Below are 17215 nucleotides of genomic sequence, written 5' to 3' on the forward strand. Positions count from 1 at the left end.
CGTCGATCCCGGCAGCGCAAGGCGTTGGCGGACGAAACCGCGCACCGTGAAGCCGCTTACAGGTTCCTGCTTGCCCATACTAAATGACGTGCCGCAGTGACCAGGACAAGCGCGCCGAGCACCACGAACAAAGTCTGAAGCTGACCAGGAAAGAGGAAGAACAGGCTGTAGAACACGATCGCCTCGAAGCCTTCGATAATCCCGCGCGGCATGTGGACGGTGGTGAGGTCGCCGCGCTGGCGCGCGCCGCTGTTGCGCTGTTCGAGGATCGAGCTCAAATAGAGAAACGCGCCAGCGTTGATATAGAACGTACCCAGCAGGAACGCGAGTGCGAGGAACAATTCCAGCGATGGTGCGCGCAGGGTGAGACCGATGGGGATGACGGCGTACATCGCGAAATCGACCAGTTGATCGACATATCCGCCAAAGACGGACTGGCGGCCAGTCGCGCGGGCGACAGACCCATCCAGGCCATCGAGCGCCCGGTTCGCCCACCACAAAAGCAGCCCGAGCACCATACTGCCCTGCCACCCGGCGACAGCGGCCCCAAGCCCGACGATCCCGCCCGCAGCGGTGATGGTCAACGGAGAGAGGTAGCGTCCGGCCTCACGCGCAAATGGCCGATACACCGTATCTTTTGCGCGACGCAGGGTAGAATCAATCATCCGAACAGTCTCACAACTCGTTTGAACAGTCTTCCCGCCACGCTTTCAAGCAGCTCCTTGACCAGCACCCGGGCCAACGCCTTGCGCGCGACATCCGAGTACGTCGGATAGGCGTGGATCATGCTGGTCATGGTGCGCAAGCTCACGACCGTTTTGATGACGAGCTGATACTCAAGGATCATCTCGCCGGCGCGGTCAGCGACCACCGTGGCGCCGAGCAGTTCGCCGCGTCCGCGATAGACCAGCTTGATGAACCCGTCCATGTCGTCTTCTGCAACCGTCCGGTCACCGAGCGCGGTCAGCATGACATGCACTTTCACGGCATCGCCGTATTTCACCCGTGCCTCTTGCTCGGTCATACCTACGTGCGCAACTTCCGGATCGGTAAACGTCACCCATGGCACAACTTCATCATGGCCTTTCGCCTTGCCGACTGGAAGAAGCGCGTTGCGGCCGGCTACCGCCCCTTGAAAGCCGGCATAGTGCGTGAACTTGGGCCCAGTCGTAACATCGCCAATGGCGTAGATGTGCGGGACATTCGTCTGCAGGTGGTCGTTCACCGCAATACCTTGATTGGAATACATCACGCCGGCACGTTCCAGATCAAGCGTATCGACGTTTGGCGTACGGCCCACGGCCACCAGCAGCATGTCCCCCGTAACCATCGCGCCGTCCTTGAGCGTCAGCGTGATCTCGTCGCCGTTCGCCGCGGCCGCCGTCACAAGCTGTTCGACGATCGTGATGCCTTCGTCGGCAAACACGCGCCGCAGCACGTCCACCGCGTCGCGGTCGTCGCGCGGCATTACCTGATCGCCGATGAGCGTGACCTGCGCACCAAGCCGGCGGTACGCCTGCCCCATCTCCATACCGATCGGGCCGGCGCCCATAATCAACAGATGGCGCGGCAGGCGGTCGTTGTCGAAGAAGTCGCGGTTGGTCTTGAACGGCACTTTATCCAAGCCGGGGATCGGTGGAACCGCAGGCCGTCCGCCGGTGGCGATGATGAACGTCTTCGCTTGAATCTGGCGCGTACCGACACGTACCATATGCGGATCGACAAAGCGCGCCTCACCGGTGATGGTCTCTACGCCGCGTTTCGCGACCGCCTCCGGTGTCTCGTGTTGATACACCTCCCGAATGACGCTCTGCACATAATCGCGAACAGCCTGCATATCGACAGCCGCTGAGCCGACCGCCACCCCGTAGTCCGGCGCAATACGCACCGCGTGCGCCAGCTTGGCCACGTGCAGCAGCGCCTTGCTGGGCATACAGCCCGACCACGTGCAGTCACCGCCGATGTACTCGCGCTCGATCAGCACGACCTTGCGCCCCAGTTCGCCGTTGAACGACGCGGCTGTCAAGCCGGCCGATCCGCCGCCAATAACCGCCACATCGTACACCTCAGTCATGTCCCAGCTCCTCCCCGACAGGCGTCAACGAGTCGCGGTTGTTGATTCGATTCAGGACGTACGAGAGGCCGAGGCTCACGATCAAAATGACAAGCGAGAACACCAACGACTCGGCGTTCACGGTCAAATCGCCACTGCTGAGGCCGCCTTCGAGCGACGCGCCGATCCCGACAAACGAGAGCGTGCCGCCCAGATTGCCGATGGCCGTCGCGGCGAAGAATGCAAGGACCGGAATACGAAGCGTGCCCGCCAGTACGCTGACGGCATCATACGGCAGATACAGCAGGCGCATGACCAGTACCGCCTGAAACGGGTTGCGCGTCAACACCCCCACAAATCGGCTGAGGCGCGAGTCCTGCGCCATTGTTGGCGTCTCGTCCGACGTAAACGAACGCCCGATCAGGAACGGGATTAAGGCCGAGAGCGTTCCGCCGATCAGGACATACACGAAGCCCGCCGCCAACCCGAACGTGTTCCCGCCGAGGATTGTCAGCAGCGAGGCTGGGAACAGGACGAAAGGACGCAAGATATAGACCACGACAAACAGCAGCGGCCCATACCACGAGCCGTTCAGTACGGCTTGAAGACGATCAATCAAGGCACTGAACGTCAGACCGTTCGCCTGCATGACTTGCCGGGTGAGCAGGATTAACACCACCCAGAACGCCACCACCAGCAGTGCACTGCGGCGAGACAGCACCCACTGCATGAGTCGCGCTGAACGTGCGGACTGAGGATCGGACATCACCGTACTTTCGGCCTCGGAGACGGGAGGCGTGCCGCCGTCGGGCGGCACACTTCTGCTCATGATGGGGTCTGGCCGCGGTGACTTACGTTAGCGTTTGCTGTGCTATGCGTCCGCGGGTCAGCGCCTTTGCAGCCACACACCGCCCGAAAACGCCGGAACATCAAGTGGTCCGCCAGTCCAGTCGCCTGCCTCGAACAGGATGTCCGTCCACGGGCCGTCGGCGCGGCCATCGAAGTCGACCGTGATGCGAACATCACTGTCGCCGTTGTTGATGACGATGAGCGCGCGTGACGTACCGTGATGCACGAGCCGGGCTTCCACGACCAGCGAGACATCACGACCCTCTTCGGCCCGCACCATTACCTCCGGCGCGACGTTGCTCACCAAGCGCGCCATCACGCGCCGCAGGGCCATATTGTCGAGATCGCGCCCGGCCGCCATATCGAGGTGCGTGGCGCAGTACACCGTGCGTCCGGACCCGTACTGATGCTCGACGACCGCCGGTTCGCCATCGCTGTCGAACGCCCCCAGCACACGGCATCCTTCGGCGAGCGTCAACGACTGCTTGTGCCAATATCCGGCAACTTTGGTCCCATCCTCCATGGTGATCGCGAGGCGTTCGACCGGCGCTTTGGAGATGTGGGTCTCCAGCACTCCAAACACCTTCGAGAGACCCGCACCCGGACGGTCGGAATGGCTCCAGCCTTTGCCGTCCAGCATCGCGCTCTTGGCAAAGGCGATCAGCGTGCCTCCACCAGCCACAAAGCGCTCAAGCGCCGCAGCCGTCTCGTCGCGCATGGTCATAACCATCGGCATCAGGATGACCGAGTACGCATGATCGCCGCGCTCGACCTCGCCTGGCGTTGTAAAGTCGACCCGGTAGCCCTGCGCCCATAACGACGTGAACGCTCCGCGCAGAGCAAGCCTGAGGAAATCCACCGAGGCCATACCGTGCAGCGCCGTGTGATTTGTGAGGTCGTACAGGATGGCGATCTTGGCCGGCGTCGGCTCGCAGTGGTTGAAGAAGTCGTCATGCCTGGCAACCATACGATTGACCCGAGCCGCGGCATGATAGCGGGGGGTTGGAGCGCCGTGGAAGTCGACCAGCGCGCCCCAATGGATCGGGATGCACGGCCATTCCCGGTAACCCTGATATAAGATTTGCCGGGAGCCGCGCGCCAGCCCGGCCAGGTTGTAGCGCAGGATGTCCTCGCCGGTCGTATCGTGGTCCGGCCCCATGACCCACCCATCGACTGGGCCGCTCTCGACCTCGGGCAGCCAGAACTCACGCTTGTTGCGTCGGGCGTTGGACTTGCCGAAGTCGCAGAACAGCGCCAGATATTCGGGCTGCGCGTTTAGTCGCCCGTCGATCCCCGGGTACAGGTCATACCCAATGGCATCGACGGCGCGCGCCAGCCGGTCGCCGTCCATTGCCATCATGATCTCCCGCCCGCTGAAGGCGAAGATGTTGGTCATCGTGGGATGGTGCGGGTATCGCGCTTTGATCTGATCGTGCTGCATTTGGATCCACTCGGCCAGCATGTCGAACTGGAAATTGCGCCAGTCCAGCCACATCGTCACACCGCCCCATTCACTGGGCATGCTGCGCGGCGGTTCGATCTGCGCCCAATCGGTGTACTGATAATGGGTCGGATCCCAGCGCCAGGCGACGTTGATCGCCTCAATGTCCCCGTACTTGTCCTTCAGCCAGCCGCGGAAGCGGCGAACCGAGTGAATGCCGTAGTCGTAGTGATCGACGTTGGCGCTGCCCTCGCGCTTCATCAGCGGGAACCCCGGTTCGTTGTCGACCTGCCAGGCCAGCAGCGCCGGGTGCTCGCCGTAGCGATCAATCAGCAGGTCGAGGTAGCGACGGACCTCCGCGCGGTACCCCTCGTGGGCTTTGGCCGCCCAGCCCCACACCGTCGCGGTCGGATACGGGACGCCATCGCGCGAGAGGATTTGGATATCCGGATACAGGTCTTTGATCCAGATCGGCGGGCAGCACGACCCGGTCCCGAGCATGACCTTCAACCCGTACCGGTGCGCCAGCTCGAAGATTCGGTCGAGCCACGACCAGTCCGGCGCGCCGCGCAACTTTTCGATGCGATCCCACGAGGCCAGCAGTTCAGCAGTCCGGATCGTATTGAGGCCCGCCTCGGCCATGCGCTGGACATCGCGTTCCCAATCGGCGGCGTCATGGTGCGGCGGATAATACGAAGACCCCATCGAGACAAACGGCAGCAGCGTCATGCGATCACTCCATGTTGGTGCAGGCGGGCAAGGGCAGCCTCGTCGAGGCCGATTTCGCGCAGGACCTCGTCGGTGTGTTCGCCGAGGCGCGGCGGGTGGCGATAGTACGCCAGCGGCGTATCCGACAGGTGCACCGGCGTGGCGATCGACTTGACGATCCCGAGCGCCGGATGTTCAAGCTGGACGATCATGCCGCGCTCGAGCAGGTGTGGATCGCCGAGCGCCTGCGCGACGGTGTTGATTCGACCGACCGGCACGCCGACCGCCCGCAGCTCCTCGAGCCACTGACCGCTGGACTTATGCCGGATGATCTCGCGCACGGTCGGCAGCAGCGCGTCGTAATGGGCGATGCGCTGACTATTGCTCGCAAAGCGCGGGTCGGTGGCCAGATCGCCGCGGCCGACATGGGCGCAGAACGACTGCCATACGTTGTCCGAGCCGACACCGAGGATGAACCATTCGCCGTCGGCACCCTGCACGGCCTCGTAGGGGACGACCTGGGGATGCCGGTTGCCGCGGCGCGGCGGGTCCTCGCCGGTGGCGAAATATTCGCCAGCGTAGTTGTCCAGCCATGTCAGCTGGCCTTCTTGCAGCGATTGGTCAATGAACTGGCCGCGGCCCGTGCGGTGCCGTGCGTTGAGCGCGGCGAGAATCCCGATCACGGTGAACAGTCCGCAGGTCAGGTCCGCCATCGGCGTCGGGAAGCGCATCGGCGCGCCGTCCACCTCACCCGTCAGCGCCATCGTCCCGGATTCGGCCTGGGCGACGAGGTCGTAACCCGATTGCCCTGCCCGAGGGCCGGTCCGCCCATACCCGCTGATTGACGCGTAGATCAGGCGCGGATTTTGTGCGCTGAGCGTGTCGTAATCGAGGCGGTACTTCTGCAGCGATTGGCTGGTCGGCAGGTTGGTCATAAAGACGTCCGCGTCAGCTATCAAGCGGTGCAGCAGGTCTTGGCCTTCCGGCGCGGCCACGTTGAGCGCGATCCCGCGCTTGTTGCGATTGGCTGCCAGGTAGTAGCAGCTCTGATCGCCGATGTAGGGCGGCGCCCATTGACGTGACTGGTCGCCGGTGCCGGGGCGCTCGACTTTGATCACATCCGCGCCGAGATCGCCGAGGATCATGGCGCAGTATGGCCCGGCCAGAGCTTGGGTCTGATCGATCACTTTGAGGCCTGCAAGAGGCGTTTCACGCATACGACGCTGTCACCTTCATGCTGTAATTGAAGTCGCCAACCGATGTATCATGAATTGGGTCGTCACGATGCCGATCAGGGCGAACGACACCCAGATCAGAAACACCGTAGGCCAGCCGGCGTGCTCGGTCAGCGCTCCGATCGCGAACCCGGAGACGCCGCCGCCGATATTCTGCACCGCGGTCACCAGTCCGGCCGCCGAGGCGGCTCGCCCTGGAGCGGCCAATTTGAGCGGAACCGCGCCGAGCAGCAGCGCGACCGAACCGCCCAACGCCACAGCCGACGCCGCATACCAGATCACCTGCACGCCGCCGCCCGTCGCGGCCGCACCCAACAGTGATACCACGAGCAAACTGAGACAGACCTGCATCAGGCGCAGCGGATCATGCGTGCGGCGCAGGCCGATTCCAACCACAATCATGCCGGCCGCACCAAGCAGCGGGACGACCCCAGCCAGCGTTGCCGCCGCCGCGTCACTCAAGGCACCGGTGTCCCGAAGATAAGTTGGAGTCCAGAGCAGGACGCCATTGAACACAAACCCCATCCCGAGCGCGCCGGCGAGGATCGGCAGGAGAAGACGGACGTCTTCACCCAAGCTGCCTGACGGCCACGCTCCAACCGGCCGCGGCGGCACATCGTCCGACCATCGCATCCAACCGATCAAGACGACGATCAAGACGAGGCCGGGGACAGCAAACCCGGCACGCCAACCCGCTGCCGCAATGATCGCACCGGCGAACGCGAGGCTAAACGCCGACCCGAACTGGTAGCTGAGCGAAAGCAGAATGGAGATCCCCTGGCTGCGCACGGATCCCAACCGCTCTGAGACGATGCGCAGCATCGGGCCCCAGCCGGACGCCTGTGCCACGCCGTTCAGCGCGGCGAGGCCGACCATCACAGCCAGGGCGGACTGGGCCGACATCAGCAGGTTCGCGGCCGCCGTGACCGCCAGTCCGAAGGCAACGATCCGCCGCGGGCTGAAGCGGGTCCCGAGCTGGCCGGCGAGAATCTGCCCCACGGCATACGCCCACAGCATGGACGTGCCCAGGATGCCAACTTCGCCGCGGCTCCAGTCTTGCGCTTCCGCCAACGGATCGAGGGCGGCGCTCAGGTTCAGCCGGCCGACGTAGAAGAAGAAGTACGTCAGCCAGGTGACGGCAATCAGGCGCCGAGCGAAGGTGATCTCCACATCCACCGCCACGCCGTATTACGTCCTCGCCACAGCCCACAGGCGGTCGGACGGGAAGCGCACGCGCACCGTGTCGCCATCGTGCAGGCCGTCGCCGAAGTCTCCCGGTTTGGTCGCCTCAATTTCGTACTCGCCCAGCCGAAGCTTGTAGCGGGTGTAGGTGCCGACATAGATGTGTGACGTCAACGTCGCCGCGACGGTGTTCGGGCCGTCCGACACGCCGAGCTCGATCTGCTCGGGCCGGATCGTCAGGGTGACAGTGCCAGACGGCGCCGCCTCGCGGCCTGCGGCAGAAAACGCGAACGTACCGACCGGCGTGACGATTGCATCGCCGGAGTGTTCGCCGGGGATGAAATTGACGCCCCCAAAGAATCGGGCCGCGCGCTCGCTGATCGGCTGACGGTAGAACGCTTCCGGCGTCGCATACTGCTGCAGGACCCCATCGAAGATCAGCGCGACTTGATCGGCCAGCAGCACGGCCTCCTCCTGATCGTGCGTGACGAAGATGGTCGTGACGCCGAGGCTGCGTTGAATGCGCAGGATGAGTTCGCGCATTTCGTCGCGCAGATGCGCATCGAGGTTGCTCAACGGCTCGTCGAGCAGCAGCACACGTGGCTCGGTAATCAGCGCGCGCGCCAACGCGACGCGCTGCTGCTGGCCGCCGGAAAGCGCGCGGGGCCGGCGGTCGACAATGCTGGGCAGCTGGACGAGCTCGAGCATCTCCTGTACGCGGCGATCAATCGTCTTTTTGTCGACGCCTCGCATCTTGAGCCCAAAGCCAACATTTTGACCGACTGTCATGTACGGAAACAGCAGGTAGTTTTGAAACACCATGACCGCGCCGCGCTTCTCGGTCGGGATGCGCAGCACGCTGGCCCCGTCGAACAGGACGTCGCCGGACGTCGGTTCGATCAAGCCAGTGATCATACGTAGCGTCGTCGTCTTACCACAGCCGGACGGCCCGAGAAAGGCGATCAACCGCCCGGACGGGATATCAAGGTTGAAGTCGTTGACGGCCGGGACCGCCATACCGGGAAACGTCTTTGAGATGTGTTGAAGTTGAATGTGGGTCATATCCGTCCAAAGCCGCCGACCGCGCCGGAATTGCCGGAGAGGTAGCGTGAGGTAAACAACAGGGTCAATACGGCGGGCGCAATAAAGATCAGCGACATGGCCGCCGTGATGGCGTTATTCCCGCCAGATGCCGTCGAGAACAGAAGCAGCGGCAGCGTGATCACCCGACCACCGCCGATCAGGAACGTGAGCAGGTACTGGCTCCACGACACGAGGAAAGCGAACAAGCCCGCGACGACGATCCCGGGCATAATGGCCGGCAGCGTAACGTACCAGAACGTGCGGATCGGACCGGCACCGAGTGTTCGCGCCTGTGCTTCGAACTCCGGATTGTAGTTGGCGAACACGCCCGACAGGGTGAGCACAACGTACGGCATCACCGGGATCAGATGCACCAGCGCGACCCCGAAGGGCGTTCCGGACAGTCCCCAGCGGATGAAGTTGATGTTGAGCCCGAGGCTGAACGCGATCACGGGGACGATGGTCGGTGCGAGGATCAGGAATTCGATGATCCGCTTGCCGCGGAACTGGTGCAGCCCCAACACCCGAGCCGCAGGAAGTCCGATGATGATTGAGAGCACGGTCACGCCACCGCCGATCAGAAGACTGATGCCCATCGAATTGATGACCGGGCTACGTCCTAACAGCGTGAGCCATGTCGACAGGTCGCGCTGCCCAGCCGGTGGGATAACTTGTATCCGTTCCCACGCATCCAAGCTCCATTCCTGCGGGATGAACTGGGGGTAGAACCAACGCACAGCAAACGCATTGATCATGAAGGCGATCAGGGGCAAGACGAGCAGCAGCAGAACGACAACGACAGCGAAATAGAACAGAGGGCGCGAGCGGCGCGATTGCGTCATGTCGTCCTCCCTAGGCTCGCCGAACGGCGCGGTTGCTGATCGACATGTAGATGATCACGAGCACGAGTACGATGAGAGCGATGATCATACTTAGAGCCATACCTTCGGCCCGCGAATTGAGGTCCGGATTGAGGAAGAAATCGAGCGCCATCACGGGCAGCATCTCGGGGAACCTGACGCCGAGCAGTTTTGGGATCTCATAGGTGCCAAAGGCGAACGCAAACACGATGATCGACGCCGACAGCAGGCCGGGCATGATCAGCGGCAGCAAGACATAGCGAAAACGCTGCCAACGGTTTGCGCCGAGGCTGCGGGCCAGATCCTCGTAATCTTCGCCTAACGACTGCAAGATGGCCAGGACGATGATTCCGAAGAACGGGACTTCCTTCCAGATGTACGTGAGGATGATACCGATGCCGCCGGGGTCGCGGACCAGGATCGGGAACTGGTTGGGGCGTTCGATGAGGCCCATGGCGGTCGTCCCGCGCGATACAAGCCCGCTCTGCGAAAACAGAAACAACATGCCAATTGCGATGACGAGATGAGGCACGGGCAGGTTGAGCTGGAAAAGGAACGACGACAGGCGTTTGCCCACGAAAGTCTGCCTGAGCAGAAGCGCACATGCGATCGCCAGCGCCGCCGAGATGAACGTGCTTGCGGCCGCGACCCATACCGTCAGGCCCAGTCCTTGCCAGAACTGCTGTGCGTAGCGCTCAGAAAACATGACGTTGGCATACGCGTCGAGGCTCAACGTGTAGTTGCCAATGGTCGGCTGATAGCCGAGGCTCTGCAAGAAACTGTAGCCGAGGCTGCCGACAAACAGCACGATGATGATGAGCATGGTCGGCGCGAGCATCAGCGGAATGCGCCAGCGCTGCCAATTCACGATAGACTGCTCCTTGGTCGCGTGTATGGTGCCGACCCAGCGCCGCACCATACTGGTGCGGCGCTGGGCGCTAAACAGAGAATGGCGTAGTTACCTTTGAAGGACGTTGGCTTCCCAGTCGGCCTCGATCAGCGCCTGATACTCGGCGGCGATGTCAGCAACCAGCGCGGCGGCCAGTTCGTCTGGCGAGGCAGCAGCGCTCCCGAGGTTGGCAAGCGCTTCTTCGATCGCGGCGCGGCCTTCTTCATCGGTGACCCTACTGGTGTCGATACCCCACCCGCAGCAGAATCCGTTGCTCGGCTGGACCTGCGCGGCCTGTCTGTCCGGGCGCAGGATCAGGTCGGCGAGCACCAGCGCAGCAGCCTTATTGGGCGCGTTGTACGGGATCGCGACGTAGTTGAAATCGCCGATCATGTTGTCAGTGAAGGTAAACGCCTGCGAGGTCGTCGGGATCTGTCCAGCGTCGATCCACGGGGCAGCGCCGGCCGGGCTCTGCGTAAAGTCGAAGTCCACTTCACCGTTCGCGAACAGTTCGTGCAGTTCGGCCTCACCGCTCGCGTAGGTTGCGCCCTCGCGCCACAGGTACGGTTCCCACGCGTTGAGCAGTTCCCACACCTGCGGAGCCCACTCGTCGTACAGTTCCTGATTGAACTCGCCGACCCATTGCTCGTGGCCACCGCTCAACTCGAAAAAGATCTGCTTGACAAAGCGAGTCCCAATGAAGGCGCCCGGCCCCGGAGCCACGTACGTGAAGCGACCCGGGTTCGCCATGATCCACTCGGTGAGGTCGGCGTAGCTGCGCGGTAGGTCCTCTTCTGCCATCCGGGCTGTATCGTAGATGAAGTGGAACTGTGCGCTGGACCACGGGCTCTCGTAACCCTCAATCGCGCGGCCAAAGTCGAGGCTGACCGCGGGGTTGTCCCACGCCACGAGCGCCGAGTTCGGGATCGTCTCGGCCCACGGGCCGTACAGCAAGTCGGCCTGCTTCAAGGTGAAGAAGTTTTCGCCGTTAATCCAGATCAGGTCGATCGTGCCGCCATCGTCGGCGACGCCGGCCTCGGACTCGCTCAGAACCTGATTGACGGCGTCCACGGTATCGGCCAGGGGTACGCGGTTGAGGGTAATGCCGTACTCCTCAAGCAGCGGCACGCCGTAGAACGTGTCGACAAAATTGTTGATCGAGTCCGAACCGCCCCACAGGTACCAGTTGACGGTCTGGCCGCGTGCGGCCTCAAGGACGGCGTCCCAGCTCTCAAATCCCGGCGGGGGATCCATCGTCATGTCGTCTTGCGCCAACGCCGTCACGGACAACAGTGCCATGACGACGACCAACATGCTTATCACCAGAAGACGGGGTTTCATTGAAATGCTCCTTTGACGGTAGATCGGGTCCTCAGTGTGCTATTCGTTCAAACTCGTGCTCTCAGACGTTCACCCCCTCGATTTGAAGGTAGTCCACATAAGGCACCTTCTCGATCAAACGCATCTTTTTCCACGCCGCGAACTCCATCAGTTCGCTCGTGACGTCACCCTGACAGACAGCGAAGTGGTGCTCATGGCCGCGCACTGTCAGGGAATTGATGAGATCCATCAACGCGATCGATTGCTTGTTAAGTTCGAACTCGGCGAACCAACCGCGCGTGCCGTCGAAGCCCTTATGCGGCGTTTCGACAATTCGCGAGCCAAGCACGAGTAGGCTGCTACCGTCATCGCCGATGTAGCTGACAGTGGTCTGCTGTGGCGCGAACAACTGGTCGCCAGAGACTCCATACTTGATCGGAGTCTTGCGGCCCAGCGTCACGTGATCTACCCACTTGATTCCGTCGTCATTGGCGAAGTGCCGCGGCGATACTCCACAGTGCCACATCAGCATAGCTTGTGTCTGCGGGTCAAGCGCCGTCATGTCCAACAGCGTTGATGAACCGTGCACTCCACTCAGGACATTGAGCAGATACATCGTCAATGCGCCCTGTATGTCCCCCTCGCAGCTGACGGCGACACCATCCTCGCTGCCCATCCAACTGTACGCCATACACGGCACGACATCGTACATCTCTTGCGCTTTCGTCCAGCACTGAACGGCCAGCGCGTCGTAGCCGCGCTCTTCGGCCAGGTCGTGAAGCGCCAGATACAGCCGCGTCACCCGGTCGAAGTGTTCGTGCTGCCGCACACTCACGGACGTGGCCGCGCCCCGGATGGCTTCCGCAGTGACCTGCACGCGGCCGGGATCATAGCTCTTGGCGCGCTCGACCCACTGTGCCATCTCCAGCGATTCGACCTCCACGCCGAGACGGGTGCGCAGGACGCGTTCATCGACGATCATGTCGTGGAAGCCGGGTGACAGACCGCCAATCCAGCCGATCCGGGTGTTCTCGATGTGCTTGACGGCTGTCAGTGCCTTGACGGTCACACGGAACCGGCGTTGGAACTCCTCCGTCTCGACGTGGCCGTAGAACCACTTGTACGGATGATCTTCGTGGCGCAGGTACCGCTTCAGGATGCTGGCATACTGGCTCATCGAAACGAGTGAGTGGATCTGGATCTCGCCATCGAGGGCCGGATCGGGGGTCGCCCACAGCCCGAGCCGCGGCGCGACGTCGACCAACGGGAGGAGTTGCTCACCCATGCTGCAGGAACTGTTCTGAATCAGCAGGAAGTCGAGGTTCTGGTCCTTGAAGTATGCGGCGGCGCGCTTGGCATCGTCTTCGCTGCTGACCTCATCAGCAACCGGAAAGAGATCGAAGTGCAGCTCAGCCGCCAGCTGGGAAAGCCCGGCAATGGCACGTTCCCGCTGCTGATACTCCACCGAGTAGTAGGGCTTGATCGACAGCCCGACAAAACCGACGCGTAAACGATGTTTTGGTTCAAGCATGCGCGTTTTCCTTCCACCAGCGAGCAAGGGCATCGAATACAACCGCCACCGACTGTGCGCCCGCGTCGGCATGGCCAATGGCGCGTTCGCCGACAAACTTGGCGCGGCCGTGACGCGCAACCATCGCCGCTGTCGCTTCTGCACCAGCGCGTGCGGCGATCGCGGCTTCCGCAAGCGCCTGCGCGACGGGCTGTCCGCTGGAGGCGGCGGTTGCCAATGCTGCTACTGCGGGTTCAAGCGCATCGACCATCGTCTTGTCACCGCGCTGCGCGCCGCCCCGCTGCCTGACTCCATCGAGCCCGGCCTGCAGCGCGTCGGCCCACGCCTCCGAACTGTCCAATGCTTCCCCGGCGGCGTGCCCAGCCCGCAGAAACAACGTACCGTACAGCGCGCCAGACGACCCGCCCATCGCGTTCAGCAGGGCCGATCCGATCATCCGCATAGCGTCGGCAGGGGGTACGTCACCGATTGCAGCGACACGCCGGGCTGCTTCCGTGAAACCTGCCGCCAGGCTCGTCCCGTGGTCGCCATCGCCGAGCGTCGAGTCAAGCGCGTTGAGCCGCTCGGCCTGTTCGCCAATTGCGTCTGAAAGCGCCTTTACCATCGATCCCCAATCCATACCCGTTTGTCCTCAGAACCGGCAGTACGCGCCGTGCGCCGGCGCCGCCCACAGCTGCTTGAGCGAGTCGTCGACTCGACACAATGACAACGCGAACCCGGCCATTTCCTGGGTAGTGGCGTATGGCCCGATCCATGATCCCGCTACGACAATTCCGAGTTCCCCCAGCCGACGCGAGACTTGGCGGTACAGGATGAAGAGCTCCATCTGGGTCATGCTGCCGCTGTTGTTGAGCATGACGAGCACCTCGTCGCCGGATCGAAACGGCAGATCCTCGATGATCTGAGGCAGCATCAGGTCGATCGTCGCGTCGGCCGAAACGAGCTTGCTGCGGCCGCGTCCGACCTCGCCATGCACACCCATTCCGACTTCGATCTCGTCCTCAGGAAGCTCGAACATAACATGACCGGTGACCGGGTTGGTGCCGGGCGTGAGCGCTACGGCGAGCGTGCGGGTGTTGTCCCGGATGCGCTCAGCCATCGCTTTGACCTCACTTAAGGACGCTCCGGTCTCAGCATACGCACCGAGCATCTTCCACGTGAAGAAGAGACCGGCGGTGCCGCGCCGTTCGGGTTCGCTCCCGCGAGGAGCGCTTGAAACGTCGTCATACAGCAGGACCATTTCGACGCTGCCGATGCCCTCTGCCGCACAGAGGTCGAGCGCGATTTCGGCATTCATACGGTCGCCAGCATGATGCGACACGCATAGCAGTACGCCCGCGCCCCGGTTGGCAAGCCGGATACCCTCGACAATCCGATCGGGTCCGGGTGCCGTGAAAATCGGGCCCGGCACATTGACGTCGAACAATCCCTCGCCAACCAAGCCGATCATCGCCGGCTCGTGGCCGCTCCCGTTACCAATGACCAGACCAACCCTGCCCTGCTGCTTGGGCCTGGCGCGGACGATCAGGCCGCTGTCGGTCAGCCGTACGATATCCGGATGCGCGAGCGCGAACCCTTCCAGCATTTCGGTGAGGATGTCCGACGGGCGGTTGATGAGTTTCTTGCTTCGGGCCGACATCATGCCCCCACGTAAACGTAGTACATTAAGTGGATGGGATGCGAGACTGGCCCGTCTGCAAATGCCACCTGTACAGGCATGCCGATCTCGACGGCAGTCGGGTCCGCCTTCAAGATGTGCGGCATCAATGTCGAAGCGCCATCGTGGAGGACGTACGCGAGTACATACGGAGTTCCTAAGCGTTCGACATCGGGGTTGGCCGCACTACCAAAGTGCATGATGGAGAACGCCTTAACGGTTCCGGTCAGCGGCATTTCGTACCACGACGTAATCTGCTGACAGTCCGGGCACGTAGGCCGCGGTGGCAGATAGACGCGCGCACATGCCGGGCAGCGGGTGCCAAACAGCCTGCCCTGCTCGAGTTCGAGAAAGAACCGTGACACTTTGCCCAGCGAGTGCACGTAATCCTGTTCGAAGTGCAAGTCGACCAGTTCAACCTGCCGAAACTCGGACCACGGGTCGCCTGACGGGCTGTCTATGGCGATCACGTCCCGTTTGCTAGTCACCTCAGTCACGTCAGTTGCGCCTTTCGAAGATATTGACAACGCAGATCGTGCCTATCCCTGCGTGTGTGTCGGTGAGACCACGCTGCGCATCGGAGACCTGTCGGCGCGGGTCGGCTTCGCCGCGCAGTTGAAGCGCGATCTCGATAGCCTGCGCAATCCCTGTAGCCCCGACCGGCGCCCCACGGCCAAGCAGGCCGCCGCTGGGGTTAACGGGCAGTGTACCGCCGAGGTCGAACGTGCCGTCCGTGATGGCCTCACCTGCTTCGCCTTCGCCGACGAACCCGAGCGATTCCATCGCCTGCAGCTCGGCGCCGCTGTAGCTGTCATAGACTTCGGCGACATCGATCTGATCGACTGGCATGGTAATGCCAGCAGCTTTGTACGCCTGGTCGGCCGCGAGACGCTTTGCGCGAAAGTGCGTAATCTCCGGCCAGCGGTCGCCGAGGCGCATAGTGTCACTTGCACATCCTGTTGCAGTGAACGCCACAACCGGGCGTGTCTCGAAGGTTGGGCTGTGCGCCCGCGCCCAGTCCTCGGTCGCTAGCAGGATTGCAGCAGCACCGTCGCTCAGCAGGCTGCAGTCGAGCAGCTTGTATGGCGCGGCGATCGGGCGCGAGGCCATTACTTGCTCCACTGTAAGGTCCATCGGCTTCTGTGCCAGCGGATTGAAACGCGCGTTGCGCCGGTTGCGCGCAGCCACGTACGCGAACTGCTCTTCGGTTGTCCCGTAGCGGTGCATATGAGCATTCATCATGGCTGCGTAAAAGCCCGTGTAGGTGCCGCCAACCATCATCTCCCAGTCTGCGTCGGCGGATAACGCGAACAGCAAATTGGCAGTCTTCGAGGACACGCTGCGCCCGTTGAGTTCGACTCCTGTAACGAGAATCGAGTCGCACAGCTCGCTCTGAATGTACGCCCATGCCGTACGCAGGGCCAGGGCCCCGGTTGCCCCGCCGCCTTCGATCCGCACGTTGGGAAGCGGGACGAGCCCGAGGTGGTCGTGAAGTACGGCGCCGATCGTCATCTGCCGATTGAAGTGGTCGCTCTCGACACTGATCAAGCCGTGCTGCACGCTGAGTAGATCGTTCAGTCCAGCATCTTGCATGCACGCCATGACGGCCTCGACCGCAATTTCGCGTGCGTTGGCGTCGATTCGGTTTGCGCTGAACGCCGTCATGCCCACACCGACGATCACAGGGACGCGGCTCATGACTCGCGCTCCTGCCTGGCGGCCAGGCGCCTCACGGCGCGCTCGCCTGCTTGGACAAGATGCAAACGGCCGGCCTCAAGTACCTCATCAAGGTCGTGTGCCTCAAGCGCGCGCAATATGCGCTGGTGTTCCCCAACGGTCTTGAGCGTATCCGCATACTCGAATCGAGAGCCCATAAGCGCGATGTACCCTTGAACGTTGGCGCGCTCATATACCTGTGTCATGCGCGTGTTTCCAGCCAGTTCAACGATCTTGGCGTGCACGCTGCGATCCATGTCCGCAAATGGTGGAATGTCGTCAACATAGGTTTCGGGCGAATCGAAGTAGCCGTCCATACGCCTGAACAACTCGGTAATTTCAGCAAGAATCGCCGCGTTCTGCGGTTCAAAGACATGCCTAAGTGCGTAGACTTCGAGTGCAATACGCAGTTCGTAACACTCGCGAATGTCCCGCTCGCTGAAGGCGCGGACGTATGTGCCACGCCTCGGACTAATCTCGATAAGGCCCTCTTCTTCAAGTCGAGACAGGGCCATCTTCAGCGGAGTCCGGCTGACGCCCAACTGCTGTTCAAGCTTACTCAGGTTAAGCTGTTCATTCTGGGCAAGGCGCCCAAGCAGGATCTCTCGCCGAACTGCGTCATAGACAAGACTCGCCACGGAAGGCAATTGGATCTGATCGAGCGACGTTTCGTCGGCCATCGAAGAAGGGC

16 protein-coding genes are annotated in these 17215 nt (G+C 62.3%); all 16 read right to left on the reverse strand.

Translation table 11 applies throughout. The annotated features are described in order from the left end of the window. Window positions 1-56: 56 nt before the first annotated feature. Window positions 57-665: a CDP-alcohol phosphatidyltransferase family protein gene (locus tag IPM16_10355; protein ID MBK9123502.1), complete on the reverse strand. Its 609-nt coding sequence runs from the start codon at window positions 663-665 to the stop codon at window positions 57-59. Continuing rightward, entirely contained in the window at window positions 662-2074 is a 1413-nt protein-coding gene (locus IPM16_10360) for an FAD-dependent oxidoreductase (protein ID MBK9123503.1), read from the reverse strand. The genes IPM16_10355 and IPM16_10360 overlap by 4 nt, the downstream gene beginning before the upstream one ends. Next, window positions 2067-2882, reverse strand: coding sequence for a TVP38/TMEM64 family protein (locus tag IPM16_10365; GenBank protein MBK9123504.1), 816 nt, complete (start codon window positions 2880-2882; stop codon window positions 2067-2069). Before IPM16_10365 ends, IPM16_10360 begins: the two co-directional genes overlap by 8 nt. A gap of 57 nt (window positions 2883-2939) precedes the next feature. Then, window positions 2940-5072 carry a beta-galactosidase gene (locus IPM16_10370; GenBank protein MBK9123505.1) on the reverse strand — a complete coding sequence of 711 codons (2133 nt, stop codon included), beginning with the start codon at window positions 5070-5072 and terminating at the stop codon, window positions 2940-2942. Next, window positions 5069-6268: a CoA transferase gene (locus tag IPM16_10375; GenBank protein ID MBK9123506.1), complete on the reverse strand. Its 1200-nt coding sequence runs from the start codon at window positions 6266-6268 to the stop codon at window positions 5069-5071. The genes IPM16_10370 and IPM16_10375 overlap by 4 nt, the downstream gene beginning before the upstream one ends. Before the next feature lie 15 nt (window positions 6269-6283). Further along, complete coding sequence (locus IPM16_10380) at window positions 6284-7468, reverse strand: MFS transporter (GenBank protein MBK9123507.1); 1185 nt, start codon at window positions 7466-7468, stop codon at window positions 6284-6286. Between the two features lie 6 nt (window positions 7469-7474). Next, a complete protein-coding gene (locus tag IPM16_10385; GenBank protein MBK9123508.1) occupies window positions 7475-8530 on the reverse strand; it encodes an ABC transporter ATP-binding protein in 1056 nt (351 codons plus the stop codon). Next, window positions 8527-9393 carry an ABC transporter permease subunit gene (locus IPM16_10390; GenBank protein MBK9123509.1) on the reverse strand — a complete coding sequence of 289 codons (867 nt, stop codon included), beginning with the start codon at window positions 9391-9393 and terminating at the stop codon, window positions 8527-8529. Before IPM16_10390 ends, IPM16_10385 begins: the two co-directional genes overlap by 4 nt. Window positions 9394-9403: 10 nt before the next feature. Then, window positions 9404-10279: an ABC transporter permease subunit gene (locus IPM16_10395; GenBank protein MBK9123510.1), complete on the reverse strand. Its 876-nt coding sequence runs from the start codon at window positions 10277-10279 to the stop codon at window positions 9404-9406. A 90-nt stretch (window positions 10280-10369) separates the two neighbouring features. Further along, complete coding sequence (locus tag IPM16_10400; protein MBK9123511.1) at window positions 10370-11614, reverse strand: ABC transporter substrate-binding protein; 1245 nt, start codon at window positions 11612-11614, stop codon at window positions 10370-10372. A gap of 88 nt (window positions 11615-11702) precedes the next feature. Next, window positions 11703-13151, reverse strand: coding sequence for a hypothetical protein (locus tag IPM16_10405; GenBank protein MBK9123512.1), 1449 nt, complete (start codon window positions 13149-13151; stop codon window positions 11703-11705). Next, entirely contained in the window at window positions 13144-13770 is a 627-nt protein-coding gene (dhaL, locus tag IPM16_10410; GenBank protein ID MBK9123513.1) for a dihydroxyacetone kinase subunit L, read from the reverse strand. Before dhaL ends, IPM16_10405 begins: the two co-directional genes overlap by 8 nt. Window positions 13771-13782: 12 nt before the next feature. After that, window positions 13783-14793, reverse strand: a complete 1011-nt coding sequence (locus tag IPM16_10415; GenBank protein ID MBK9123514.1) for a dihydroxyacetone kinase subunit DhaK — start codon at window positions 14791-14793, stop codon at window positions 13783-13785. After that, on the reverse strand, window positions 14790-15305 hold the full coding sequence (locus IPM16_10420) for a Zn-ribbon domain-containing OB-fold protein (GenBank protein MBK9123515.1): 516 nt from the start codon (window positions 15303-15305) through the stop codon (window positions 14790-14792). The genes IPM16_10415 and IPM16_10420 overlap by 4 nt, the downstream gene beginning before the upstream one ends. A gap of 1 nt (window position 15306) precedes the next feature. Further along, the gene (locus tag IPM16_10425) at window positions 15307-16506 is read right to left on the reverse strand and encodes a thiolase domain-containing protein (GenBank protein MBK9123516.1); all 1200 of its coding nucleotides are present in this window, start codon (window positions 16504-16506) and stop codon (window positions 15307-15309) included. Next, window positions 16503-17204 (reverse strand): GntR family transcriptional regulator, encoded by a 702-nt coding sequence (locus IPM16_10430; GenBank protein MBK9123517.1) that lies wholly within the window; start codon window positions 17202-17204, stop codon window positions 16503-16505. Before IPM16_10430 ends, IPM16_10425 begins: the two co-directional genes overlap by 4 nt. Window positions 17205-17215: the final 11 nt, after the last annotated feature.

Origin of the sequence: Candidatus Flexicrinis affinis (genome assembly GCA_016716525.1) — a bacterium.
In the GTDB taxonomy this organism is placed as follows: domain Bacteria; phylum Chloroflexota; class Anaerolineae; order Aggregatilineales; family Phototrophicaceae; genus Flexicrinis; species Flexicrinis affinis.